We start from the raw sequence: 24,320 nt of genomic DNA on the forward strand, positions 1-24,320 counted from the left end.
CCCGCGCCCCGCCCCAATGTGGCCTTCGGTGCGTGAGACGCACCCAATGTGGCCTTCGGTGCGTCTCACGCAACCAAGGCCACATTGGGGCGCTGAACCGGGCCGAGGTCGTGAGTGTTCAGGAGGGTTGGAACCCGCCTAGACACTCACGACCGGCAGCGTTGCCAAGCCGCGCAACGTCGTTGTCGCGTTCCAGCTCGGGTCGCCCGCCAAGCGCAACCCCGGCAACCGGCGCGCCAGCTCGCGGAACACTGTGCGGCCCTCCAGCCGCGCCAGCGGTGCGCCCAAGCAGAAGTGGATTCCCTGGCCGAACGCCAAATGCCGCCCCGGCACCCGGGACGGATCGAACGACTCCGGGGCCGGGCCCGTCGCCGGGTCGCGGTTGGCCGCTCCGATCAGGACGATCACCTGGCTGCCCGCCGGTACCGCGACCGACCCCAACGCCGTGTCCCGCAATGCCGTCCGGGCCGTCAGCTGGACCGGGCAGTCGTAGCGCAGCACTTCCTCCACCACCCGCGAAGGATCCGCCGCGCCCACGCCGCCGTTGCGCAGCAGCGCCAGGACTCCGTTGCCGATCAGGTTCGTCGTCGTCTCGTGGCCGGCGATCAGCAGCAGCGTCAACGTCACCAGCAGCTCGCCCTCGGTGAGCACGTCACCCGCGTCGGACACCGCCACCAGCGCCGACAGCAGGTCTTCCCCGGGCGAGCGACGGCGCTGCTCCGCCAGTTCACGGAAGTACGCGACGAACGACTGCCGCGCCTTCACCGCCGGCTCGATCGTGTCGGGGTGCTGCAGGAACGGCGGGTCCAGCGCCCGCGCCATCGCGTGCGACCACGCCGCGAAGCGCTCACGGTCGTCCAGCGGGACGCCCAGCAGCTCCGCGATCACCTCGACCGGCAGCGGCTTCGCCAGCGACGTCAGCAGGTCGAACTCCTCGCCCGCGGCGTCGATGAGCGACGCGGTGAGTTCCTCGATCCGCGGGGTCAGCCGCTCGACCATCCGCGGCGTGAACGCCTTCGCCACCAGCCGCCGCAGCCGCGTGTGGTCGGGCGGGTTCAGCGACAGGAACGCCCGGACCACGCGTCCCGACTCGTCGACCGGCTGGTCCGGAAGCCGGTCCGCCGGATCCAGGTACTCCGGTTCGGGGTGGCCGAACGCCGGGTCGCGCAGCACCTGCGTCGCCTCGGCGAAGCCGCTGACCGCGAACATCCGCTCGTTCAGGGCCGCGACCGGCCACCGCTCGCGCCACCGCCGGTACGCCGGGTACGGGTCCGGCCGCCGCTCGGCGGCGAACAACGCGAAGAACTCCCGCGGATCCACCAACTTGCTCCCCCTCACGCGAAAGGGGCCGGGGTGCGCGTGCACCCCGGCCCCGGAAACCACGTCAGCGACGCGGGCCCTTCTTGCCCTTCTTCGCGGCGTCACGCTGGGCGGCGCGACGGTCGCGGCGGGTACCGCCGGCGCCACCGCCCGCGGCCTGCGCCCCACCTTCGGCGTGGGACTCGACCTCGCCGTCCTCGCCCGGACCGGACAGCGTCATGCCCGACGGCTGGCCACCGCCGCCGAGGCCCTTGCCGCGCAGGGCGGCCGGGACGGACTCGGTGTCGGTCGTCGGCGGCTGCGGCGGCGCCGGCCGCGCGTGCCGGCCCTCCGAGGGAGGCACTGCCTGGCCGTTGCCCGAAGCGACGCCCGTCGGCACCGCGGCCGCCGCTTCGGCCGGGGGTGCCTCGGCCCGCTCGACCTGCAGGTTGAACAGGAAGCCGACGGCCTCCTCCTTCAGCGAGTCGAGCATCGCGCGGAACATGTCGAAGCCCTCGCGCTGGTACTCGATCAGCGGGTCGCGCTGCGCCAGCGCCCGCATGCCGATGCCCTGCTTGAGGTAGTCCATCTCGTAGAGGTGCTCGCGCCACTTGCGGTCGAGGACCGTCAGCATCACCTGGTGCTCCAGGGTCCGCATGCCGTCCGGGCCGACGAGCGCGTTGATTTCCGCTTCGCGCTTGTCGTAGGCGTCGCGGGCGTCCTGCAGCAGCGCCTCGCGCAGGCCCTGCGCGTCGAGGTCGCCGTCCTCCATCAGGTCGTCCCACTCGATGCTGACCGGGTAGAGCTGCTTCAGCGCCGACCACAGCTTCTCGTGGTCCCAGTCCTCGGCGTAGCCGTTGGCGGTCGCACCGTCCACATAGGCGTTGACGACGTCCTCGAGCATGCCCTCGATCTGGTCGCGCAGGTTCTCGCCGGCGAGGACGCGGTGGCGCTCGGCGTAGATCACCTTGCGCTGCTCGTTCATGACCTCGTCGTACTTGAGGACGTCCTTGCGCTGCTCCATGTTGATCTGCTCGACCTGGGTCTGCGCGCTCTTGATGGCCTTGGAGACCATCTTGTGCTCGATCGGCACGTCGTCGGGCAGGCGCATGGTCGTCATGACGCGCTCGACCATGGTCGCGTTGAAGCGGCGCATGAGCTCGTCGCCGAGCGACAGGTAGAAGCGGGACTCGCCGGGGTCGCCCTGACGGCCCGACCGGCCGCGGAGCTGGTTGTCGATGCGGCGCGACTCGTGGCGCTCGGTGCCCAGCACGTAGAGCCCACCGGCCTCGCGGACCTCTTCGGCCTCGGCCTTCGACTCCGCCTTGACCTGCTCCAGGACCTCGGGCCACGCGGCCTCGTACTCCTCGGAGTGCTCGACCGGGTCCAGGCCGCGCTCGCGCAGCACCTGGTCGGCGATCAGGTCGGGGTTGCCGCCGAGCACGATGTCGGTACCGCGGCCCGCCATGTTCGTGGCGACCGTGACGGCGCCCTTCTGGCCGGCGCGCGCGACGATCAGCGCCTCGCGGTCGTGGTGCTTCGCGTTCAGCACCTCGTGCGGGACGCTCAGCTTCACCAGCAGCTTCGACAGGTGCTCGGACTTCTCGACGCTCGTGGTGCCGACGAGGACCGGCTGGCCCTTCTCGTGCCGCTCGGCGATGTCCTCGGCGACGGCCTCGAACTTGGCCTGCTCGGTCTTGTAGATCAGGTCCGGCTGGTCCTGGCGGATCATCGGCCGGTTCGTCGGGATCGGCACCACACCCAGCTTGTAGGTCTGGTGGAACTCCGCGGCCTCGGTCTCGGCCGTACCGGTCATGCCGGCCAGCTTCTCGTAGAGGCGGAAGTAGTTCTGCAGCGTGATCGTCGCCAGCGTCTGGTTCTCGGCCTTGATCTCGACCTTTTCCTTGGCCTCGATCGCCTGGTGCATGCCCTCGTTGTAGCGGCGGCCGACCAGGATGCGGCCGGTGAACTCGTCGACGATCATGACTTCGCCGTTGCGGACGATGTAGTCCTTGTCGCGGTGGAAGAGCTCCTGGACCTTCAGCGCGTTGTTCAGGTACCCGACCAGCGGCGTGTTCGCGGCCTCGTACAGGTTGTCGATGCCGAGCTGGTCCTCGACGAACCGGACGCCCTTCTCGGTGACGGCGACGGTGCGCTTCCGCTGGTCGACCTCGTAGTGGTACTTCGAGTTGATCAGGTTCGCCTTCTCGGTGCGCTCCCGCGACCCCATCGTGGTGGTGTCGATGCCCTGCATCAGGGGGGCGAGGCGGGCGAACTCGACGTACCAGCGCGAGGACTGGTCCGCCGGGCCCGAGATGATCAGCGGCGTGCGGGCCTCGTCGATGAGGATCGAGTCGACCTCGTCGACGATGGCGAAGTTGTGCCCGCGCTGCACGCAGTCGTCGAGGCTCCACGCCATGTTGTCGCGCAGGTAGTCGAAGCCGAACTCGTTGTTCGTGCCGTAGGTGATGTCGGCGTTGTACTGGGAGCGCCGCACGTCCGGCTGCTGCTCCGACAGGATCACGCCGACCTCGAGGCCGAGGAAGCGGTGGATGCGGCCCATCCACTCCGAGTCGCGCTTGGCCAGGTAGTCGTTCGTCGTGACGACGTGGACGCCCTTGCCGGGGATGGCGTTGAGGTAGGCCGGGAGGACGCAGGTGAGCGTCTTGCCCTCACCGGTCTTCATCTCGGCGACCTGGCCGAGGTGCAGCGCGGCGCCGCCCATCAGCTGGACGTCGAAGTGGCGCTGCCCGAGCACCCGCTTGGCCGCTTCCCGGACGACCGCGAAGGCCTCCGGCAGCAGGTCGTCGAGGGATTCGCCGTCGCCGTTCCGCTTGCGGAACTCGTCTGTCTTGGCCCGCAGCTCGGCGTCGGTCAGGTCCTTGACGTCGTCTTCGAGGGTGTTGATGTGATCGGCGATGTTGCGCAGCCGCTTCACCATCTTGCCCTCACCCGCGCGGAGCAGGCGGTTCAGCACCATCCGGTCGACCTCACTAGCTGAATATGAGCACGCCCAGGCCGGTCCCGGGCAGGTTCTCCCGCGGTGGCGGCCGTGTTCGGCGCCACCTTCCCACCCCCATCGTAGGGAACGGTGGCGCTCGTGTGCACACGCCGTACGTCCTGAGAACCTTGTTCAGCCGTCGGCCGGCGCGAATGTCACCGCGGCGGGCGGCCTGCGGTCCGTAGCTCCGACCTAACCAGAACAAGGTTCCGACATGCGGATGGCCCGCACGCGAGCCGCGTGCGGGCCATCCGGCGGGCCTCCTTAGGACCGGCTCAGCCGAGCCGGATCACGCCGTAGTCGAAGCCTTTCCGCCGGTAGACCACGCTGGGCCGGCCCGCTTCGGAGTCGTTGAAGAGGTAGAAGTCGTGGCCGACCAGCTCCATCTCGTAGAGAGCCTGGTCCACCGTCATCGGTTCCGCGGTGTGCTGCTTTTCGCGAACGACGCGACCGGGCTGGTGACCCAGGTCGTCGTCGGCCCAGCTCTGCTGCTGGGGCAGGTGGATCTCTTCGGCACTCGCGAAGCCGTTCGCCTGCGGTTCCGGTGCTTCGAGCACCGCGGTTCCCGCGACAGGACTGGCTGCGGCCGGGGATCCGCCACCCGGCAGTGCCGAGGTCGCTTCGGCGACCGATTCCGGGCGGCTGCGGCCGTAGTGCACGCGCCTCCGGTCGTGTGTCCTCCGCAGCCGGTTTTCGAGCTTGGTGACTGCGGAATCGAGCGCTGCGTAGAAGTCGGCGGCACACGCTTCAGCGCGTACGGCCGGGCCCCGCCCCTTTCCGGTGATTTCGACGCGCTGGCAGCTCTTGGCCTGGCGCCGGTTGGGTTCGTGGAACAGCTCCACGTCGTACCGGATGACTTTCCTGTCGTAGCGCTCGAGCCGGGCCAGCTTTTCACTGACAAGCGCCCGATAGTGGTCGGGCACCTCCACGTTGCGGCCCTTGACGACGATATCCATACACGACCTCCCTCGCTTCGATGACTGCGAGCTGTTGAGTTCACACACGGCGCCGGTATTGCGGGGACGTAAGCCCGGATCGCGGGCTGAGAAGGAACTCGGGAGCGGTTCACGACGTCTCGTGCCGGGAGCCCGAGCGCGGACTCAGCGCACCTCCGGCGCCAGGGACATGGGCTCGTCACCTCCCTGCCTGCGGGGATTGCTGATTGCGGAGCACGTTAGCTTCCTCACGCCCGTTACAACAGCCCCCGAGCCGGGGGATGTCGAGGAATGAGACTCCGTCACCCCGCGCAGTGAGCGGAGGGTGAACACCAGAAAACACCCGCTGGTCGGAGGCACCGCGGTTTTCGCGCTTTCACACGGACGGCGCAGCGCCGGCCGCCGGTGGACGCCGAGGGTGACGGCCAGGTTCCCGGCAGCCGCCACTCCGGTGGAGTGGTGTGGCGGCCAGGTGGTCTTGATCGACACCCTCATGCCGGGACAACGGCCGGGAGGCCGGCTGCGTTCCCCGCGGATGTCACTCGTGTAGGTGACGTGCGGGTTCACCCGGGTGCGGGTGAAGTGAGGGTGGGCGGGGTATGCGGTGATCATGGCCGGTTCCGGAGGGGCGGGTGGGTGCGGCGGAGTGGGCCGCGGGTGTCGGCCTGTGTCAGCGGGGGCCGCCGGGGCTCGGACGCAGTGGTTCCGCGATGGACTCGCCCACGACGGTCCCCTGGGGCAGCGCGAGCCCCGGGAAGGCTCGGATGCGGCGGACTCGCCCGCGGTCGCCGAACTACGGCAACCCAAGCCACCCGGACAGGCGCAGGCCGCGGCAAGCGCGAACGCCCGCTTGCGGCTGCGCGGGCAGGCGAAGCGCGACCGCGCCCGCCGCTCGGTCGCCATCTTTGCCCACCGGTGGTCGACATCCCGGTAGCCGTAGTGGGACAGCACGCCGCCGCAGGCGACCACCCCGGCCCGCCCGAGCCGGCACCGCGGAATCCGGCGAAACCGCCGCCCGGCCCGGCTTCACCCGGCCGCGAGCAGCGTCAAAACCGCCGCCACCTCGATCCCCTCCGCCGCCAAGGCCCGCACGCAAGCCGCGGCGGTGGCGCCTGTCGTGATCACGTCGTCCAGCACCACCACCGGCATCCCCGGCGGCGGCCGGCCCGCCTCGCGGAACCGCAGCCGGCCCGCCAAGTTCGCCGCCCGGGCCGCGCGGTCCAACCCCACCGCGTCCCGCGCCCCGGCCGCCAGCTCCAGTGCCGGGGCCACCGCGACTTCCCAACCCCACCCGGCCAGCACCCGCGCGGCCTCGGCAGCCAGCAGCTCCACGTGGGGACCGCCGCGCAGCCGCGCCGCGGACCGGCGGCTCGGTGCCGGAACCAGGCAAACCGCCGACCCGGGAACCGGCAGCACCACCAGCGCCCGAGCCAGCGCCAATCCCAGCGACGCGGCCAGGTCCCGCCGCCCGCGTTCCTTGAACGCGATCAGCAGCCGGCGCCCCACCCCGCGGTACCGGGACAGCGCGAACACCCGCGCCAACCCCGCCACCGGCGCCCGGACGACCTCGGACACCGAACCCCACACCCCCGCGCACCGGGCGCAACACGGCACCCCGCGGGCCCCGCAGCCGGCGCACCGGGCGGGGATCAGCAGATCGAGCAGCACCACACGGACAGTGTCCCCGGCACCACCGACAGTTTCCGAAACCTAGCCCGGGTAGAAGGGATCCGCGTCCTTCATCGAGTGGCTCTGCGGCCGCCACACCTCACCCAGCACCGACGCCGTCCACAGGCCGCTCGCGTCCGCCACCACGATCGGGCGGCTCGGCGCCGCCGTCACGCCGTGGACCTGAGGGGTCAGGTTGGAGCTGTTGAACGCGTCCATCCGCTGGCCGTCCACCGTCACGCGGACCACCGGTTGTGACGTCGACTTCGTCGCCGCCACCAGGGTGTCCTGGGCCAGCCAGTCCACGTCGACGACCTCCTTGAGGTCGTGGGGTTGCAGCAGCCGCGGTTCGCGCAGGGCCACCGAATCGCCGCTGCCGGTCACCGACGCCACCCACAGCTGGCCGTTCACCACCGCCGCCACGCGGGCGCCGTCACGGGAGAACCGCAGCTCGGTGATGGCGCCCTGCTGGACCAGGTCCGCCGCGTTGACCGACAGCGCCGTCCACTGGTTGTTCTGGTTGACCACCATCCGGCCGATCGACGCCTGGTCGACCACCGTCCACACCTCGCCGGTGCCCGGCCGCCACGTCGGGCGGCTCAGCGTCGTCCCGCCCAGGCCGACCAGCGCCAGGTCGTGCCCCAGGTCGCCGATCCGCAGGCGGACCTTGGCGCCGTCGCGCTCCACCACCGCCAGTCGCTTGCCGTCGATCGACTGGGCCGCGCTCACGACGTCGTAGCCGCCGTTGCCCGCCGGGCCGCCGACCGGCGCGCCGTCCTCCAGCGACCGGACCCGGCCGCCGACCGTCATCAGGCCCGGCAGTTCCCGGCGCGGCGACAGCGCAGCGTCGTACGCCGGCAGCTCGTTCGCCCGCCAGTCCGGGTGGTTGGCGACCAGCGGGGCGCCGTCGGCGAGGATCCGGATCCGCGCGGACGTCACGTACTGCAGCGTCAGGACGATCTGCGCGGCGATCAGGTTCCGGATGTCGTCGGCGGCCCCGGACAGGCCGGTCAGCGGCACCACCAGCGTGCCGTCGTCGAGGCTCTTGACGTTGGTGTCGATCTCGATCGGCTCGGCGAGCAGGTTCTTCACCGACCCGGCCAGGCTCGTCGACGGCCCGCTGACCAGCAGGTTCACCACGCGGCTCGGCAGCCCCGACTGCGGCTTCGCGACGACGTAGCGCCGGTCGGGGACGAAGGTGGCCGACTGCTCCGAATAGAAGTTCACCGGCACCGCGGTGTAGTTCTCGCTGAAGTCGGACTCGGTCGCGTACAGGTCGGGCGGCGGGTCGGTGATCCGCCACTGGCCGTTGGCCTGCTTGCGCACCTTGATCCGCAGCGTCGCCGGGTTGTAGTCCGGGATGAACGCGCTGCTCTGGTCGAGGGTGCCGACGTCGAAGCCGCGCACGTTGACGACCAGCGTGTTCGGGTCGGGCTGCGGAGCCGGGTCGTAAACCGTGCCGAAGGTGTTCTGGATGATCGTCAGGCTGCGGTTCGGCCGCCAGGCCGCCCGGCTCTGGTCGTCCAGGTACGCGCGGGCCGCCGCGTTGTTCTGGCCCGGCTTGAGCGTCGCGCCGATGAAGCCGCGGACCAGCGTCAGCGGGTCGATGTCCTTCTCCGGCTCGGGGACGACGTCGCCCGAGCCTTGGCCCTGGCGTTCCCCGGAGACGACGACGGGCTGGGACTCCAAGGGGACGTTCGCGCAGCCGGCCACCAGAACCAGGCACAGCAAAGCCAACAAAACGGGTTTCATCCGGGGCTTCGCCCCGAGCCGGGGGCTCCGCCACCCGGACCCCCGAAAAGCGTCTCGTGTCACTGCCCGATTTCCTCACGTTCGGCGAAGATCGCCTCCGGCGCCGGCGTGATCTCGACCAGCCCGAGCGGCACTTCGGCGGCGACGCGGTCGGGCGGCGGCAGCACGAGCGGCGGGTCGCCGGCCGGCACGTCCTGGCGGCGCGGCAGCACGAGCCGGAAGCAGGCGCCCTGCCCCGGCTCGCCCCACGCGTCGAGCCCGCCGCCGTGCAGGCGCGCGTCCTCCTGGCTGATCGCCAGGCCGAGCCCGGTGCCGCCGGTGCGCCGGTTGCGCGACGGGTCGGCGCGCCAGAACCGGTTGAACACCAGGTCGGCTTCGCCGGGCCGCAGGCCGACGCCGTGGTCGCGGACGGTCACCGCGACCGCCGTCTCGTTGGCCGCGACGGTGAGCACCACCGGCTTGCCCTCGCTGTGGTCGACGGCGTTGCCGAGGAGGTTGCGCAGGATCCGCTCGACGCGCCGCGCGTCGACCTCGGCGATGACCTCCTCGTCGGGCAGCACCAGCTCCACCGAGCTGCCCGCGTTGCCGGCGATCACCCGCACCTGCTCGACCGCGCGGGTGGCGATCGGGCGGACGTCGATGAACTCCGCGGACAGGTCTTCGACACCGGCGTCGAGCCTGCTGATCTCCAGCAGGTCGCCGAGCAGTGCCTCGAACCGGTCGAGCTCGTCCACCAGCAGCTCGGTCGAGCGGGCGAGCCCGGCCGGGAACTGCTCGCGCGAGGCGTGCAGCACGTCCGCGGCCATCCGGACGGTGGTCAGCGGCGTGCGCAGCTCGTGCGAGACGTCGGAGGTGAACCGGCGCTGCAGCCCGCCGAAGTCCTCGAGCTGGCGGATCTGGCGCTGGATGCTCGCGGCCATCCCGTTGTAGGACACCGCGAGCTTCGCCAGGTCGTCCTCGCCGAGCACGGTGAGGCGCTGGTCGAGGTCGCCGCCGGCGAACTGCTCGGCCGCCGCGGCGGCCTGCCGGACCGGCCGGACCACCTGCCGCGTCACCAGGTTCGTGATGCCGGCCAGCAGGAGCAGCAGCACGAGCCCGCCGACGAGCAGCGTGTTCTGCACGGTCGCGACGGTGTTCTGCTCGGTCGTCAGCGGGAACAGCAGGTAGAGCTGCAGCGGGCTGGCGACGGTGTTGAGCGGCGTGCCGACGATCAGGTACGTCGTGCGGCCGCCGTCGGGGTCGGTGACCGTGTGCTCGAGCCAGCTCATCTCGTTGGCTTCGACGAACTGGCGCAGCCGCGGCGGCACGCTGTCGAACGGCCCGGCGGACGCGGGGTCCTCGCCGGACTGGTCGCGGCCGCCGCTGGCGAGCACCGGGACGAACGTGCCCGCCGCCGAGCCCGCCGCGTCCTGGCTGGTCGGCGTGATGGCGATCTTCTTCAGCGCGTTCTGCAGCCGGTTGCGCAGCGCCTCCGGCGTCTCGCCGCCGAGGCCGACCAGCTCGCCGGCGGCGGTGTCGGCGGCCGCGCGGGTCTGCGCGATGGCGGCGTCGCGCTTGGTGTCGAGCAGCCGCTCGGTGATCTGGTTCTGCAGGACCATGCCCAGCACGAACACGACGGCCGAGGACAGCGCGAGCGTCGACACGGTGACGCGGAACTGCAGCGAGTGCTTCCACAGCTCGTTGAACGCGACCGCGCGACGACGCGCGAAAACGACGACACGCCGCACCAGGCGTGCCGTCGAACGCGCGAACGCGGGGAGCTTTCTGCCGGTCTCCCTGGTCATCGACTCATCACGGCGGGCCGGCCTTGTACCCGACACCGCGAACGGTCAACACCACCTCGGGGTGTTCCGGGTCCTTCTCCACCTTGGAACGCAGGCGCTGGACGTGCACGTTCACCAGCCGGGTGTCGGCCGCGTGCCGGTAGCCCCACACCTGCTCGAGCAGCACCTCGCGGGTGAACACCTGGCGCGGCTTGCGGGCCAGCGCCACCAGCAGGTCGAACTCCAGCGGGGTCAGCGGGATGGCCTTGCCCTCGCGCGTGACCTCGTGGCCCGGCACGTCGATCGCCAGGTCGCCGATGGTGAGCGACTCCGCGGGCTCGGCCTCGGTGCGGCGCATCCGGGCGCGGACCCGGGCGACCAGCTCCTTCGGCTTGAACGGCTTCACGACGTAGTCGTCCGCGCCGGACTCCAGGCCGAGCACGATGTCGACGGTGTCGCTCTTGGCGGTCAGCATGACGATCGGCACCCCGGACTCGGCGCGGATCGCCTTGCAGACGTCGATCCCGTTCATCCCGGGCAGCATCAGGTCGAGCAGGACGAGGTCGGGCTTCAGCTCGCGCAGCGCGGGCAGCGCGCGGGAACCGTCGGCGACCACGGCCGTGTCGAACCCCTCCCCGCGGAGCACGATGGTGAGCATCTCCGCGAGTGCGGGGTCGTCGTCGACCACGAGAACACGTGCCTTCATGTCCACATATTCGCACTAGTTCCGACGCCCGCACGCACGACCCGCGTGTTTGACCACCAGAAAGATCAAGATCGGCACCGGCGCCTGCTCCATCCGGGTGCCGGTACCGGCCCCCGCGGCGCACCGGACGGGCCGCGGATTCGCCCGCTCAGCCGATGCGAACCGCGCGAAACGGATACTGTTGCGCTATGCGGAACCAGGACTCGGGCAACGCAACTCAGAGCCAGGTGCAGTCGGTCGACCGGGCGATCAGCGTGCTGGAGCTGCTCGCCCGCAACGGCGAAACCGGCATCACCGAGATCGCGGGCGAGCTGGGCGTCCACAAGTCGACGGCGTCGCGGCTGCTCAGCGTCCTGGAGGCGAGAGGCCTGGTCGAGCAGCTCGGCGAACGCGGGAAGTACGCGATCGGGTTCGGCATCGTGCGGCTGGCCGGCGCCGCGACCGGCCGGATGGACCTCGCCAAGCTGGGCCGCGCCAGCTGCCAGGCGCTCGCCGAGGAGCTGGGCGAGACGGTGAACATCGCCATCGCCGACGACGGGGTCGCGATCAACATCAGCCAGGCCCGCGGCTCGGCGGCGATCACGACGCAGAACTGGACCGGCCAGCGCACGCCGCTGCACGCGACCTCCAGCGGCAAGGTCCTGCTGGCCTACATGGGCGAAACCGAGCGCAAGCGGGTGCTGAAGCGGAAGCTCGAGCAGTACACGCCGCGCACGACGGTCGAGCCGGAAGAGCTGCAGACCGAGCTGGACCGGGTGCTCGAAGACGGTTTCGCCGCCTGCTACGAAGAACTCGAGCTCGGCATGCACGCGGTCGCGGTGCCGATCCACGGCCCCGGCGGCGACGTCGTCGCGGCGATGAGCGCGTCCGGTCCGTCGTACCGGCTTTCGAAGCAGCGGGTGAAGCAGATCGTGCGGCCGATGACCGAGGCGGCGGAGGAGCTTTCCGCGCAGCTGGGCTACTTCCGGGACTAGGGGTACAGCCGCGCCATCGCCTGGATCGTCTTTCCCATGTGTGCCACCAGTTCCGCCGGCTCGAGCACCTGCGCGTCCGCGCCGAGCCGCAGCAACCCGGCGGCCGCGTGGGGCACGCTCTCCAGCGGGATCTTCGCGCGCCGCCAGCCTTCGGTGTCCGGCGGTTCGAGCGTGCGGGTGACGAGCCGGGCCGCTCGTGGGCCCAGGATGTCCGGCAGGGCCTCGATTCCCGCCGGCGACAGCCGCACGAGAGCCGTTTCCCCGGCTTCGCCCCCTTCGTAGCTTTCGACGTTCGCGCGCCAGAACTCCGCCAGGTCGAACCCGTCGGGCCGGGTGAAGTGCTCGTCGAGCGCCCGCAGCCGCTCGATGTTCCCGACGCGGTAGGTGCGCACGCGCGGTCCGGCGACGAGGTACCAGACACCCGCCTTGAGCACCAGGCCGAGCGGGTGCAGCCGCCGCGTCACCACGCCGGGCGCCGGCGACCAGCGGCGGTAGGAGATTTCGACGACCTGGTCCCGCCACAGCGCTTCGGCGGCCGCGAGCAGCTGCGGCACCGGGTCGGCTTCGCGGTACCAGCCCGGTGCGTCGAGGTGGAAGCGCTGCCGGATGCGTACCGACGCCTCCCGGTACGGCGTCGGCAGCGCCGCCATCAGCTTCAGCTCGGCCGCGGCCACCTGCGCGCCCAAGCCCAGCTCCGCGGCCGGCTGCGGGAGGCCGGTGAGGAACAGCGACCCGGCCTCCCCCGCGGTCAGCCCGGTCAGCCGCGTCCGGTAGCCGTCCATCAGCTGGTACCCGCCGTCCGGACCGGTTTCGGCGTAGACCGGCAGGCTCGCGCGCACCCGGTGAAGTCTGCCGGCCACCACTGACAAAAGGTGTCAGTGGTGGCGCCCGAGGATCACCGGCATGAACGACTTCGACTTCTTCATCGGCTCCTGGACCGTGACCAACCGGCGGCTCGCCAAGCCGCTCTCCGGCAGCGACGACTGGGACGTCTTCCCCGGCACCTCGACCTGCTGGTCGCTGTTCGAGGGCGGCGGCAACGTGGACGAGATCGTCTTCCCGACCCTCGGCAGCCGCGGCTGCACCTTCCGGCTCTTCGACGTCGAGCGCGCGGAGTGGTCGCTGTACTGGGCCAACAGCCGCACCGGGGTGCTCCAGCCGCCGGTCGTCGGCGCCTTCGCCGGCGGCCGCGGCGACTTCTACGGCGACGACACCCACGAAGGCGCGCCGATCAAGGTGCACTACGCGTGGACCGGCACCGAGACGGCCACGCCCCGCTGGGAACAGGAGTTCTCCGCCGACGGCGGCCGGACCTGGGAAGCCAACTGGGTCATGGAGTTCGCCCGCGGCTGACCTCCCGGGCTACTGCCCCAGCAGCGTCGTCGCCAGGGCTTCGAGATCGACGCCCGCGACACCGTCCAGGACGTGCCACGGCGCCAGCCAGCCGGACGCCGCCAGCTCGTCGTACACCGCCGCGCACCGCCGCTGCAGGCCGTCGTCGGTCTCGAAGGCGTCGCGCTCGCGGTCGGTCTCCGCTTCCGCGCGGCGCTCGGCCCGCTCGGCCGCCACGGCGGGCGCGACCCGCAGCAGCAGGTGCGCGTCCGGCCGTGGCAGGCCGAAGCGGTCGACCTCCAGCTCCCACACCCATTTCACGACTTCGCCGCTCGCGTCCTGCCGCAGCCGCGCGGCCGCGTACGCCGCGTTCGACGCGACATAGCGGTCGAGCAGGACGACGTCGTGGGTGTCCCGCAGCGCGCGGATGTCGTCCGCCGCGCCGCTGCGGTCGAGCGCGTAGAGCACGGCCATGCCGTAGACCGAGTCGGCGAGGTCGCCGTGCCCGCGGTGCAGCGCTTCCTTGACGAGGTCCGCGTGCACGCTCTTGCCGTAGCGCGGGAACGCCAGCGACGCGACGCTCGCGCCCTTCGCGCGCAGCTGCGCCGTCAGCCCGTCGGCGAGCGTGCGCTTGCCCGCGCCGTCGAGCCCTTCGATGACCACCAGTCGACCCACGGAGGTCACAGTAACGGTGCCGTTGGTGGACCGGCGGGCTCGGTGGAAGGGGATCGACGCCGAGCCCGCCGGTTCGTCTTCAGGCGGAGATCCGCCGCAGGTGCAACACGTAGCCGAGACCGCTGACGGCCAGGACGCCGGCCAGGATCAGCAGCGGCACCCAGCCGGTGTCGTGGCCGGACGGGGCCGGGCCGCCGTCGCCGCGGGGCATCACCTGCGACGTCGAGTCGTAGCCGCCGGCCTCGCCTTCGCGGGCGTAGTCCGAACCGAGGAGCTTGTCGGCGTACCGCAGCGAGACCGTGTGCTGGTAGTCGGCGACGGTGACGGTCTTGCGCTCCGAGAGCGACGTCAGCCGGCCGTCCTGCACCGCGAACCACGCGTCGACCTGCGGTTCGTGCAGCAGCTGGGCACCGGCGGGCAACGCGCGGGCGTAGCGGCCTTCGACGTCACCGGAGGCGATGTTGCCGACCTGCCAGGCGCCGTCGTCGCCGCGGACCGACCAGAGCGTCGCGGTCCGGCCGTCGGACGCGCGGACGGGAACGGCGAAGTAGGCGAAGTCACCCGGCGCGGCACCCGGCTTGCCCGCGACGAAGTCCGGCGACAGCTCGTAGACCGGGTAGGCGTCCGGCGTGACCTCGACCGAGACGGGGCCGTGCGCGTCCGGAGCCTGCGCGAAGAACCGCACCAACGTGTCCTGGAGACCGGGCGCGGCGGCCGCGGTGTGCGCGGCCACGGCGTCGGCGCTGCTGATGCCGGCGGCCTGGGCCGCGCCTGACACCGGAGCCGTCATCAGCAGCGCCGCGCCGGTCAGCACGGCGAGAACCAGCACCCGCCTGCTCATCGGGCGATCCCGGTGAGCGTGTGCGTCCAGGTGAACGACGAGTTGTGGGTGTAGTAGCCGTAGGTCGACCAGTTGTAGCGCTTGGCCGGCCCCGGATCACCCCAGAACACCCAGTTCCCGCGGGTGTCGTAGCCGTAGAGGACGTGCGCGTGGCCGCCACCCGAGCGGTAGCCGACGCGGGTTTCGACCGGCCGGTTCGCCGCGGTCTGCGTCCGGACGTCGGCGTAGGAGATGCGCCGGTCGAGGTAGCGGCCGGGCGAGGCGAACCCGAGCCGGGCGAAGGCGCGCTGCGGGCCGGCGAGGGTGCCGGGCAGGTTCGCGCAGTCCCCGCCGGTCTCACCGTGCGCGAGCTGACAGAACTTCGCCTGGTCGACGGCGACGCCGTGGGCGGCCGCGATGGCGGCGCCGGCGGCGGCCCAGCACCACTGGGTCCGCTGCTGGGCCTGGATGGTGAGCTGGGTCCGGTAGGTCGACGGCACTCCGGGCGCGGCTCCGGCGGTGACCGGCGCGACCAGGCACAACATCAGGCTCACGGCCAGAACGGCGTGGACCCGACTCGACTTCACCAGCACGGACGGCCTCCTGCTCGAACGTGGGGCGAACCAGCGGTGGTCACAACGGTGAACAACGCGGTCACAAGGAGCAAGAACGCCATCCGGCGGAACGGACCGTTCCGGGTCATAGCCGGAACGCGGAACAGTCACCACAACGAGGCCAACCACCCTGAACGGGGGTCGGCGTGGGCACTCTACGCTGCTAACGTGAACGTTCCGCGGTGTTCACGCCCAGCGCACACACTGGTCGGGTGAAGGGACGAGCGGTGGCACAAGACGGGAACCTCCCACTGATCATCGATGGCGCCCGCACGACCCGGGCATCGGTCGCCGAACTGCCCAAAGAGCTGACCGAGGCGCTCCGCACCGGCGAGTTCCACCACGCCCTGCGGCTGGCGATCGCCTACCGCGGCCTCTCGCTCGCCCGGTTGCGCGCGCACCTCGCGCTCCGCGGGGTCCAAATCGGACAGTCCACGCTGAGTTACTGGCAGCGCGGGCTGCGCCAGCCCGAGGTGCCGAAGGCGCTGCCGGCGGTCCGGGCCCTGGAATCGGTCCTCCAGCTGCCCGCGGACGCGCTGGTGGTGCTGATCGGGCCGCGCCTGGTCCGCCGCGGCCACCAGCCGGCGGCGTCGTTCCACGACCTGCGTTCCGGTGACATGGGGTCGATCGTCGAGGACCTGCTGGCCGAGCTCGGCGCGTACCCGTCGTCGAACCACTACAACGCCGACCTCGAGCTGCTGTCGGTGCACGACACGATCACGTTCGACGCCGAGCACCGCCAGGTCAGCCTGCGCACGCGGCTGGTGACGCGGGCGCGCCGGCACGGCCCCGACCGGTACCTGACGGTGTACAACGGCGATCCGGGCTGCCGGATCGACGACGTCGAGCTGATCACCGACGAGGGCTGCCGGGTGGGCCGGATGCGCCGCAACCCGGACGCGGACACGATGGCGACGGAGCTGCTGTTCGACCGCAAGCTCGCCGAGGGCGACATCCACGTGTTCTGCTTCGAGGTCCGCGACGATTCGGGATCGGCGTCGCCGGGGTACTACCGGATGCTGCGCGACCGGTGCGCGAGCTACCTGGTCCAGCTGCGCTTCGACCGCAACGCGCTGCCGGCGCGGTGCACGCGCCAGGTCCGGGCGCGCGACGACGCCCTGCCGGTGGTGGCGGAGGAGCTGGCGTGCGACATGGGCGGCGTGAGCAGCGCGTTCTTCAGCGACGCCGGCCCGGGTTTGGCCGGCGTCGCGGTGGAGTGGAACTGAGTCAGCGCCCGCGGTGCTTGGCCCGCGACTTGGCCTTGACGAGGGTCCGGCGCCGCGCCGCCTCGGCCGCGGCCCGGCGTTTGCGAGCGGCCTTGTTGACGCCGGTTTGTTCGGCGACGGCTTCCTTCAGCGCGCGCTGGGCTGCCGTGCCGATACCGGCGTCGTCCTGAGCTTTCTTCGCCAGCTTCGCGAGGCGCTTGGCGTTGAGCCGCGCCCGCGCGGTCGGCCGTTGCTCGGCCGGCACCGGCGGGGCCTTGCGCGCTTCGTCGGCGAGGCGGACGAAGTCACGCCCGGCGGCGAAGGCGGCCAGCTCGGCGTTGTTCGGCTCGGCACCGAAGATGTGCCGCGCGGCCCGGACCAGGCCGTCTTCGTGGATTTCGTAGACGCCGACCCAGAACCGGCCGTCGTGGAACAGCGTAAACACCCCGCGCATCGGGAACCTCCAGGCGTGACGGATCAGCCTGGCGCCACCGGTTTCCCTTGCTCGGGACAACGAGCCCTTTCGCGGGGCCGCCCGGACTACCTACCGGGCCGTGAGGTTCGTGAAGCCAAGAACGTGCTCGAGGTTACGCGGGTCCGCCGCCGATGCCGAGTTCGTTTCCCTCGGGATCGTGGTAGATGATCTTGCGCACACCGTTGCCGTAGGTTTCGCGGTCGACGGGTTCGATGCCCCGCGCGGAGATGGCCTCGACGCGCTCGTCGAGATCGTCGACGAAGAGGGTGTGGAAGGCGCGCCCGGCGCGGTCCGGCCGCAGCTCGACGACGACGGAGCCGTGCGGGGTGACTTCCCAGAGGGCTTCGGTATCGCTGACGACGTAGGTCGGCGGGGTGCCGAAGAGGCGTTCGTACCAGGCGAGCGCGCCGGAGTAGTCGCGGACGGCGATGCCGGCGAAGAGGTCGACGCTCACCGTTCGCCCCGGGTCCAGTCCAGCGCCTCACTGACCGCGGTGCCCCAGCCGCGGGACAGCTCTTCGAGTTCGTCGAGACTCAGCACCCGGCCCTCCGGTTCGTAGGTGAGCAGCTTGCCTTCCGCGACCAGCCGGTTTCGTCGTTCGACAGCCTCATCGTCCATACCTGCTTGTTCGGCTGTCCCAAGTGTGGAACAGAGGGGCCGCCCCGAACACTTTCGAGGCGGCCCCTGACCAGCAAGAACCTCAGTACCGGTAGTGCTCCGGCTTGAACGGCCCCTCGACATCCACATCGATGTACTCGGCCTGCTCCTTGGTCAGCTTCGTCAGCTCACCGCCAAGAGCCTGGAGGTGGATCTTCGCGACCTTCTCGTCCAGCTTCTTGGGCAGCCGGAAGACCTCCTTGTCGTACTCCTCGTACTTGGTGAACAGCTCGATCTGCGCGATCACCTGGTTGGAGAAGCTGTTCGACATCACGAACGACGGGTGCCCGGTCGCGTTGCCCAGGTTGAGCAGCCGGCCCTCGGACAGCACGATGATCGTGTTGCCGTTCGGGAACACCCACTCGTCGACCTGCGGCTTGATGTTGATCTTGCGGATGCCCGGGTAACGCGCGAGGCCCGCCATGTCGAGCTCGTTGTCGAAGTGGCCGATGTTGCCCAGGATCGCCTGGTGCTTCATCTTCGCCATGTGCTCGACCAGCACGACGTCCTTGTTGCCGGTCGTCGTGATGACGATGTCGGCCTCGGGCAGCGCGTTCTCCAGTGTGCGGACCTGGTAGCCGTCCATCGCCGCCTGCAGCGCGCAGATCGGGTCGATCTCCGTGACGATCACGCGGGCGCCCTGGCCGCGGAGGGACTCCGCCGCGCCCTTGCCCACGTCGCCGTAGCCGCAGACCACCGCGACCTTGCCGCCGATCAGGACGTCGGTGCCGCGGTTGATGCCGTCGATCAGGGAGTGGCGGATGCCGTAGCGGTTGTCGAACTTCGACTTCGTCACCGCGTCGTTGACGTTGATCGCCGGGAACAGCAGCTCACCGGCCGCGGCCAGCTGGTAGAGCCGCAGGACGCCGGTGGTCGTCTCCTCGGTGACGCCGCGGATGCCCTCGCCGATCTTGGTCCACTTGCTCTTGTCGGCCGCCACCGACTCGCGCAGCAGCTCGAGGAACACCTTGAACTCGTCCGAGGTGTTCTCGTCCGGGGTCGGCACGACGCCGGCCTTCTCGAACTCGGTGCCCTTGTGCACCAGCATGGTGGCGTCGCCGCCGTCGTCGAGGATCATGTTCGGGCCGAGTTCACCACTGTCGTCCCAGGTGAGCATCCGCTCGGTGCACCACCAGTACTCCTCGAGCGACTCGCCCTTCCACGCGAAGACCGGGACGCCCTTGGGCTCCTCGGGCGTGCCGTGCGGGCCGACGACGACCGCGGCCGCCGCGTGGTCCTGCGTCGAGAAGATGTTGCAGGACGCCCAGCGCACCTCGGCGCCCAGCGCGACCAGCGTCTCGATCAGGACGGCCGTCTGCACCGTCATGTGCAGCGAGCCGGAGACCCGCGCGCCGCGCAGCGGGTAGACCTCCGCGTATTCGCGCCGCAGCGCCATCAGCCCCGGCATCTCGTGCTCGGCGAGGCGGATCTCCTTGCGGCCGAACTCGGCGGCGTCGAGGTCGGCGACGGCGAACTCGATGCCGCCGCGGGTCTGGTGCCGCTTGGCAACGCTTTCGGGGGTCATAGTGGCGATTCCTCCAAGACTCGATGACGTCCGAACACTACCGTTGTCCGCTCGACCTTCCCTAGGATCGCGTAGGAGGCCTGCACCGTGCCCATGCCCGGCCCGGACACCCGCGTCGTCGAAATCCGCGTCGCCGGCCTGGTCGGCACCAGCGGGGAGACGCTGCTCGACGCGGTTTCGACCGTCGACGTCGCCGGCGACGGGCTGGGCCGGGTGATCCGCCCGGCGGACCGGCTGCGGCGGCCGGCGCCCGGGCCCGTGCTGCCGGCGCTGGGCCGGTCGATCCCCCGGACGCTCGAAGGCTACCTCTGGAGCGGCATGACGTCCGGGGGCGCCGCGAAGGCCACCTGGGCGCTGCTGTTCCCGTTCTCCCTGGCCAACGTCGCGTTCTGGATGCTGCCGCCCGCCCCGCCGGGACGCCGGCTCGCGCGCGGGCTCGGCGCCGTGTGCCGCGGCCTGCTGCGGGTGGGCGCCCTGCTGCTGACCATGCTGCTGATGGGCCAGCTCGCGACGATCGCGCTCGACCTGGTCGCCGCGCAGTGCCTCGCGCCGGGGTCGGGCTGCCTGCCCGCGGTCCCCGACGTCCTCCGCTCGGTGCCCGCGCGGATCGCGGTCGGCGTGCTCCCCCTGCTGGTGGTGATCTTCGTCCTGCACCGGATCTCGAGCGCGACCTGGGCGGTGCACGCCGACGGCGACCTCACCGAGGGGCCGCTGCGGATGCGTGCCGACCCCGAGACGCCGGCGCTGCGCTGCCTGCACACGGTCGCCGCGCTGGCCTCGGTCGCCCTGCTGCTGCTCGGCGGGCCGTTCCGGGTGCCGGGGAACGGCTTCGACCTCGTCGTCTGGATCGTGACGCTGGCGCTGGTCGTCGCGACGATCGTCGCCGCCGCGATCGGCGTCGACACCGGGCGGTTCGCCCGGCCCGCCGTCATCGGGCTGGCCGTGGTGCTCGTCGTCCTGGCCGCGGTCCGGCTGCGGCCCGGCGCCGGCCCGCTGCCGGGGACCAACGGCGTGGTCGAAGGGCTCGGCGCGGGCCTGGTCGCCGTCACGGTCCTATTCGCGCTGTTCCTGCTCCCGGCCGCGCTGCTGGCCCGGCCCGGCTGGGCGCACAAGCCGCGCCGGCTGCGGCCGTGGCTGGGCGGCTGGGCGGCCGCGCCGGTGCTCGCGCTGGCCGGGCTGCTCGGCGGCGGGTTCGGCGCGGGCCTCGCCGAAGCCGTGCGACGGCTTTCCGGGGCCGGGCTCCTGCAGGTGCCGGACACGTACCTGCTGGTCACCGTGCTGTGGGGCGCCGGGCTGGCGCTGGCCGCGGTGCTCGGCGTGCTGGGGTTCGCGGTCGCCGTCCCGCTGCGCCGGCTGCGGCGGGGCGTCCCGGAGATCGTCACGCTGATGGAGCACGACGAGCGCCAGGAGGCCCAGGCCGCGGCGGCGTGGGCACGTTCGGCGTGGGAACGGCGGCACCTGCACCACCTGGCGCTGACGGTCGCGAGCGCGATGTCGGCGGGCGGCGCGGCGCTGCTGGTGCTGCGGTTCGGGTTCGGGCTGGTCCCCGGCTGGTTCGGGCCGCTGTCGGCGATCGGCGTGGTCGCGCTCGGCGCGCTGGCCGCGGGCCTGCTGCGCGTCGTCTACACGGCCGCGCGGACGCCGCAGCGCAGCCGGCACCTCGGGGCGCTGGCCGACCTCGTCTGCTTCTGGCCGCGGGCCGCGCACCCCACCGTGCCGCCCTGCTACGCGCTGAAGGTCGTCCCGGAACTGGCCGCGCGGGCGCGCGAGCACCTCGCCGAACCCGGAACGCGGGTGGTGCTCTCGGGCTACAACCTCGGCAGCCTGCTGACGGTCATGGCCGCCGCACGGCTCGCGGCCGAGCTGCCCGCGGCCGACCTCGAACGCGTCGGCGTGCTCACCGCGGGTTCGCCGCTGCAGTGGGGCTACCAGCGCGCTTTCCCGGCCCTGCTCCCCCAGGAAGCGCTCGAGACGCTCTTCGCCGACCTCGACGGCCGGTGGCGGGCCCTGTGCCGCGGCACCGACATCTTCGGCGGCGGCGTGACGACGTGGCGCCACGAGGTCTCCGACCGGCAGCTCTTCGGCGTCGGGTTCCAGCCCGAGGGCGGCTCCGGGCCGCTGAAGGCGCGGGCCGACGGGAACGGCGTCCTCATCCTCGGCGGCGACCACTGGTTGCCGGACCCGTTGCGCGGCCCGACCGGGCGGCACCGCTGGGCGCCCGGCGTCCTGAAGCACCAGGACTACGTGGTCGACGCGGAGTGGGACCACGCCGTCGCGATGGCGGCCGGGCTCGGCAAGCCCTCCGGCGGCGAGCAGGGCCTGCTCTTCGGGGACTTCCCCGCGAAACAGTGAAGGCCCCTCGCCGGAGCGAGGGGCCTTCGACCGCGAGCTAGCTCAGCTTCACTCGGAAGCCTTGCGACGGAACTTCAGCAGCGCGAGCAGGCCGCCGCCGCCGAGGATCAGCAGGGCCGCGATCCAGACGAGCCACATGTTGTCGAAACCGGTGTTGGCCAGGCCACCGCCGGTGCCGGACTCGTTGCCCGCCGGCACGACGGCCGCACCCGTGGTGCTGGTCGGCGCGACCGTGGTCTCCGAGGAGGCCGGAGCGCTCGGCTTCGTGGTCTCGGTCGGCTTGGTCGGCTTCGTCGTGACGGTGGACTCCGGCGGGGTCTCCGTCTTGCTGCCGCAGGCGAACCAGTGGCTGATCGCCGGCACGTTCTGGAAGTTCTTGCCGACCATCGGGGCGTGCAGCTTCTCCCACGGCGGCGTCGCCGAGAGGCCCTTCTTGCCCGGCCGGTAGGTGTTGTACTCGTTGCCGCCCTTGACCACGATCGCGGCGACCGTGACGCCCTTCGGGACGCTCTTGACGGTCAGGTACTGGTCCTTGTTCGTGCCACCGTCGACCTCGAGGAGGTCGCTCACGTCGATGGCCTTGCCCAGACCGATGTCGGCGCACTTGGTGGCGTTGCCGACGGTGCCTTCGGCACGGTCGTCACCGGGGACGCACGCCAGCGCGGAGCCGGCGGTGCCGATGAGGGCGGCGGTGGTCAGCGCCATGATCGCGACGGCGCCGCGGAAGGTACGTCTGCGCATTCAGAACTCCTGTACCGGCGGGGAGAGAGCACTTGCGAAATTCGGGGTCCGCGATACCACCGAGGGTGTGAATCACACTGCTGTAATTCACCCGTCAGAGGTGTGCGAAGGATCGAAAGGTATCGCACGTCACTCCCCCCGCTACACGGGGTCCCCTTTTAGGCACGAACAGCAAGATCGTCCGGTGCGAGATCCGCCGAAAAAAGCCCCGCCCACCTGCGCGAACGCAGGAGGGCGGGGCTACCCGGAAGAGTGAGTCCGGGTCAGGCTTCGGGTGCCTTGACGGGCTCGTCGAGACCGTCGGCCTGGCGCTTGCCGAGCAGCGAGTGCCGTCGGCTGTAGGCGAAGTAGATCAGCACCCCGACGACCATCCAGGCGACGAACCGCAGCCAGGTCAGCACCGTCAGGTTCAGCATCAGCCACAGGCACGCCAGGATCGCCAGGATCGGGATCAGCGGCACCAGCGGCACCTTGAACGCGCGGGGCAGGTCGGGCCGGGTCCGGCGCAGGATCAGCACGCCCGCCGAGACCAAGACGAAAGCGAACAGCGTCCCGACGTTGACCATCTCTTCGAGCTTGTCCGCCGGGAAGAAGCCGGCCGCGAGCGCGACCAGGCCGCCGACGATCAGCGTCGCGCGCTTCGGCGTGCCGTGCTCGCCGGTCTTGGCCAGGCCGCGCGGCATCAGCCCGTCGCGCGACATCGCGTAGATGATCCGGACCTGGCCGAGCATCAGCACCATGACGACGGTGGTCAGGCCGGCCAGCGCGCCGAAGGAGATGATGTTGGCCGCCCAGTCGACACCGTTCGCGGCGAACGCCGTGGCCAGCGTCTTGTGGCTGCCGTCGCCCGCCGAGGTGGCCAGGTCCTTGTACGACGTCATGCCGACGACCACCAGCGACACCGCGACGTACAGCACGGTCACGATCGCCAGCGAGCCCATGATCCCGCGCGGGACCGCCTTCTGCGGGTTCTTCGTCTCCTCGGCGGTGGTGGCGACGATGTCGAAGCCGATGAACGCGAAGAACACCAGCGAGGCGCCGGCCAGCAGGCCGTAGACGCCGAACGAGCTGCTCGCCCCGCCCGCGATGAGCGAGAACAGCGACTGGTCGACGCCGGTCTCGCCCGAGCCGCCGGTCGAGCCCGGCGGGATGTACGGCGAGTAGTTGGCGTCCTTGATGTAGAAGAGGCCGAGGATGATCACGAACAGCACGACGGCGACCTTGATGCCGGTGATCACCATCGAGACCCGCGAAGAGAGCTTCGTGCCGACGGCCAGCAGCGTCGTCAGGATCGCCACGACGAGCAGCGCGCCCCAGTCGACGGTGACGCTGCCGATGTCGAACGTCGTCTTCGTGCCCTTGCCGAAGAGGTAGCCGAGGACCGTTTCGAGGTAGACCGACCAGCCCTTCGACACCGCGGCCGCGCCGACGGCGAGCTCGAGGATCAGGTCCCAGCCGATGATCCACGCCATGAACTCGCCGAAAGTGGCGTAGGAGAACGTGTACGCGCTGCCCGCGACGGGCACGGTCGAGGCGAATTCCGCGTAGCACAGCGCCGCCAGCGCGCAGGCGATCGCGGCGAAGACGAAGGCCAGCGAGACCGACGGGCCGGCGTAGTCACCGGCGGTGCGCGCGGTGAGCGTGAAGATGCCGGCGCCGATGACGACCGCGACGCCGAAGACCGTGAGGTCCCACGCGCTCAGGTTGCGCCGGAGCTTCGTGTCCGGCTCGTCGGTGTCCTTAATGGACTGTTCGATCGATTTAGTGCGCCACAATCCCGTTCCGGGCACCGTTGACCTCCTGCGGCTGGCCTGCATGTATCGCGG

At 71.2% G+C, this 24,320-nt stretch carries 21 protein-coding genes; 4 read left to right on the forward strand and 17 right to left on the reverse strand.

Annotated elements, in window-relative coordinates; all coding sequences use genetic code 11:
* Positions 1-138: 138 nt before the first annotated feature.
* The 7 genes from AB0J40_RS16455 to mtrA form a co-directional block, all read right to left on the reverse strand.
* Positions 139-1,320 (reverse strand): cytochrome P450, encoded by a 1,182-nt coding sequence (locus AB0J40_RS16455; RefSeq protein ID WP_364453220.1) that lies wholly within the window; start codon positions 1,318-1,320, stop codon positions 139-141.
* Between the two features lie 64 nt (positions 1,321-1,384).
* Entirely contained in the window at positions 1,385-4,279 is a 2,895-nt protein-coding gene (gene secA / locus AB0J40_RS16460; RefSeq protein WP_364453222.1) for a preprotein translocase subunit SecA, read from the reverse strand.
* Positions 4,280-4,575: 296 nt separating this feature from the next.
* Positions 4,576-5,256: a ribosome-associated translation inhibitor RaiA gene (gene raiA, locus AB0J40_RS16465; RefSeq protein WP_364453223.1), complete on the reverse strand. Its 681-nt coding sequence runs from the start codon at positions 5,254-5,256 to the stop codon at positions 4,576-4,578.
* A gap of 1,005 nt (positions 5,257-6,261) precedes the next feature.
* Entirely contained in the window at positions 6,262-6,906 is a 645-nt protein-coding gene (locus AB0J40_RS16470; RefSeq protein WP_364453225.1) for a ComF family protein, read from the reverse strand.
* Between the two features lie 39 nt (positions 6,907-6,945).
* On the reverse strand, positions 6,946-8,655 hold the full coding sequence (locus AB0J40_RS16475) for an LpqB family beta-propeller domain-containing protein (protein ID WP_364453226.1): 1,710 nt from the start codon (positions 8,653-8,655) through the stop codon (positions 6,946-6,948).
* Between the two features lie 59 nt (positions 8,656-8,714).
* Positions 8,715-10,439 carry an MtrAB system histidine kinase MtrB gene (gene mtrB, locus AB0J40_RS16480; RefSeq protein ID WP_364453228.1) on the reverse strand — a complete coding sequence of 575 codons (1,725 nt, stop codon included), beginning with the start codon at positions 10,437-10,439 and terminating at the stop codon, positions 8,715-8,717.
* 7 nt (positions 10,440-10,446) lie between these two features.
* The gene (gene mtrA, locus AB0J40_RS16485; RefSeq protein WP_005150760.1) at positions 10,447-11,124 is read right to left on the reverse strand and encodes an MtrAB system response regulator MtrA; all 678 of its coding nucleotides are present in this window, start codon (positions 11,122-11,124) and stop codon (positions 10,447-10,449) included.
* 188 nt (positions 11,125-11,312) lie between these two features.
* Between mtrA and AB0J40_RS16490 the strand changes: the two genes are divergently transcribed.
* On the forward strand, positions 11,313-12,098 hold the full coding sequence (locus AB0J40_RS16490) for an IclR family transcriptional regulator (RefSeq protein WP_364453230.1): 786 nt from the start codon (positions 11,313-11,315) through the stop codon (positions 12,096-12,098).
* Here the strand turns inward: AB0J40_RS16490 and AB0J40_RS16495 are convergent.
* A complete protein-coding gene (locus AB0J40_RS16495) occupies positions 12,095-12,937 on the reverse strand; it encodes a WYL domain-containing protein (protein ID WP_364453232.1) in 843 nt (280 codons plus the stop codon). The two genes, AB0J40_RS16490 and AB0J40_RS16495, sit on opposite strands and share 4 nt — an antisense overlap.
* Before the next feature lie 64 nt (positions 12,938-13,001).
* Here AB0J40_RS16495 and AB0J40_RS16500 point away from each other — a divergent pair, with 64 nt between their 5' ends.
* The gene (locus AB0J40_RS16500; protein WP_364453234.1) at positions 13,002-13,451 is read left to right on the forward strand and encodes a hypothetical protein; all 450 of its coding nucleotides are present in this window, start codon (positions 13,002-13,004) and stop codon (positions 13,449-13,451) included.
* Positions 13,452-13,460: 9 nt separating this feature from the next.
* On the opposite strand, the gene AB0J40_RS16505 is transcribed toward AB0J40_RS16500, so the two are convergent.
* The 3 genes from AB0J40_RS16505 to AB0J40_RS16515 form a co-directional block, all read right to left on the reverse strand.
* Positions 13,461-14,114, reverse strand: coding sequence for a dTMP kinase (locus AB0J40_RS16505; RefSeq protein WP_364453235.1), 654 nt, complete (start codon positions 14,112-14,114; stop codon positions 13,461-13,463).
* 70 nt (positions 14,115-14,184) lie between these two features.
* Positions 14,185-14,946: a hypothetical protein gene (locus AB0J40_RS16510; protein ID WP_364453238.1), complete on the reverse strand. Its 762-nt coding sequence runs from the start codon at positions 14,944-14,946 to the stop codon at positions 14,185-14,187.
* The gene (locus AB0J40_RS16515; RefSeq protein ID WP_364453241.1) at positions 14,943-15,518 is read right to left on the reverse strand and encodes a papain-like cysteine protease family protein; all 576 of its coding nucleotides are present in this window, start codon (positions 15,516-15,518) and stop codon (positions 14,943-14,945) included. The genes AB0J40_RS16510 and AB0J40_RS16515 overlap by 4 nt, the downstream gene beginning before the upstream one ends.
* A gap of 248 nt (positions 15,519-15,766) precedes the next feature.
* On the opposite strand from AB0J40_RS16515, the gene AB0J40_RS16520 reads away from it, so the two are divergent.
* Entirely contained in the window at positions 15,767-16,765 is a 999-nt protein-coding gene (locus tag AB0J40_RS16520) for a hypothetical protein (RefSeq protein WP_003085563.1), read from the forward strand.
* A gap of 1 nt (position 16,766) precedes the next feature.
* Here AB0J40_RS16520 and AB0J40_RS16525 read toward each other — a convergent pair whose 3' ends face one another.
* The 4 genes from AB0J40_RS16525 to ahcY all read right to left on the reverse strand — a co-directional run bounded on the left by AB0J40_RS16525 (position 16,767) and on the right by ahcY (position 19,401).
* Positions 16,767-17,198, reverse strand: coding sequence for a YjdF family protein (locus AB0J40_RS16525; protein ID WP_364453244.1), 432 nt, complete (start codon positions 17,196-17,198; stop codon positions 16,767-16,769).
* A gap of 133 nt (positions 17,199-17,331) precedes the next feature.
* Positions 17,332-17,673 carry a VOC family protein gene (locus AB0J40_RS16530; protein WP_364453247.1) on the reverse strand — a complete coding sequence of 114 codons (342 nt, stop codon included), beginning with the start codon at positions 17,671-17,673 and terminating at the stop codon, positions 17,332-17,334.
* Positions 17,670-17,837: a hypothetical protein gene (locus AB0J40_RS16535; protein ID WP_364453250.1), complete on the reverse strand. Its 168-nt coding sequence runs from the start codon at positions 17,835-17,837 to the stop codon at positions 17,670-17,672. The genes AB0J40_RS16530 and AB0J40_RS16535 overlap by 4 nt, the downstream gene beginning before the upstream one ends.
* A gap of 82 nt (positions 17,838-17,919) precedes the next feature.
* Positions 17,920-19,401 (reverse strand): adenosylhomocysteinase, encoded by a 1,482-nt coding sequence (ahcY, locus tag AB0J40_RS16540; protein WP_364453253.1) that lies wholly within the window; start codon positions 19,399-19,401, stop codon positions 17,920-17,922.
* A gap of 93 nt (positions 19,402-19,494) precedes the next feature.
* Here ahcY and AB0J40_RS16545 point away from each other — a divergent pair, with 93 nt between their 5' ends.
* Entirely contained in the window at positions 19,495-21,753 is a 2,259-nt protein-coding gene (locus tag AB0J40_RS16545) for a hypothetical protein (protein WP_364453686.1), read from the forward strand.
* Positions 21,754-21,801: 48 nt separating this feature from the next.
* Here AB0J40_RS16545 and AB0J40_RS16550 read toward each other — a convergent pair whose 3' ends face one another.
* Both AB0J40_RS16550 and AB0J40_RS16555 read right to left on the reverse strand, forming a co-directional pair.
* Positions 21,802-22,494 (reverse strand): LPXTG cell wall anchor domain-containing protein, encoded by a 693-nt coding sequence (locus tag AB0J40_RS16550; RefSeq protein ID WP_364453255.1) that lies wholly within the window; start codon positions 22,492-22,494, stop codon positions 21,802-21,804.
* 263 nt (positions 22,495-22,757) lie between these two features.
* The gene (locus AB0J40_RS16555) at positions 22,758-24,284 is read right to left on the reverse strand and encodes an amino acid permease (protein ID WP_364453258.1); all 1,527 of its coding nucleotides are present in this window, start codon (positions 24,282-24,284) and stop codon (positions 22,758-22,760) included.
* Positions 24,285-24,320 lie beyond the last annotated feature (36 nt).

Source organism: Amycolatopsis sp. NPDC049691, assembly GCF_040675005.1.
In the GTDB taxonomy this organism is placed as follows: domain Bacteria; phylum Actinomycetota; class Actinomycetes; order Mycobacteriales; family Pseudonocardiaceae; genus Amycolatopsis.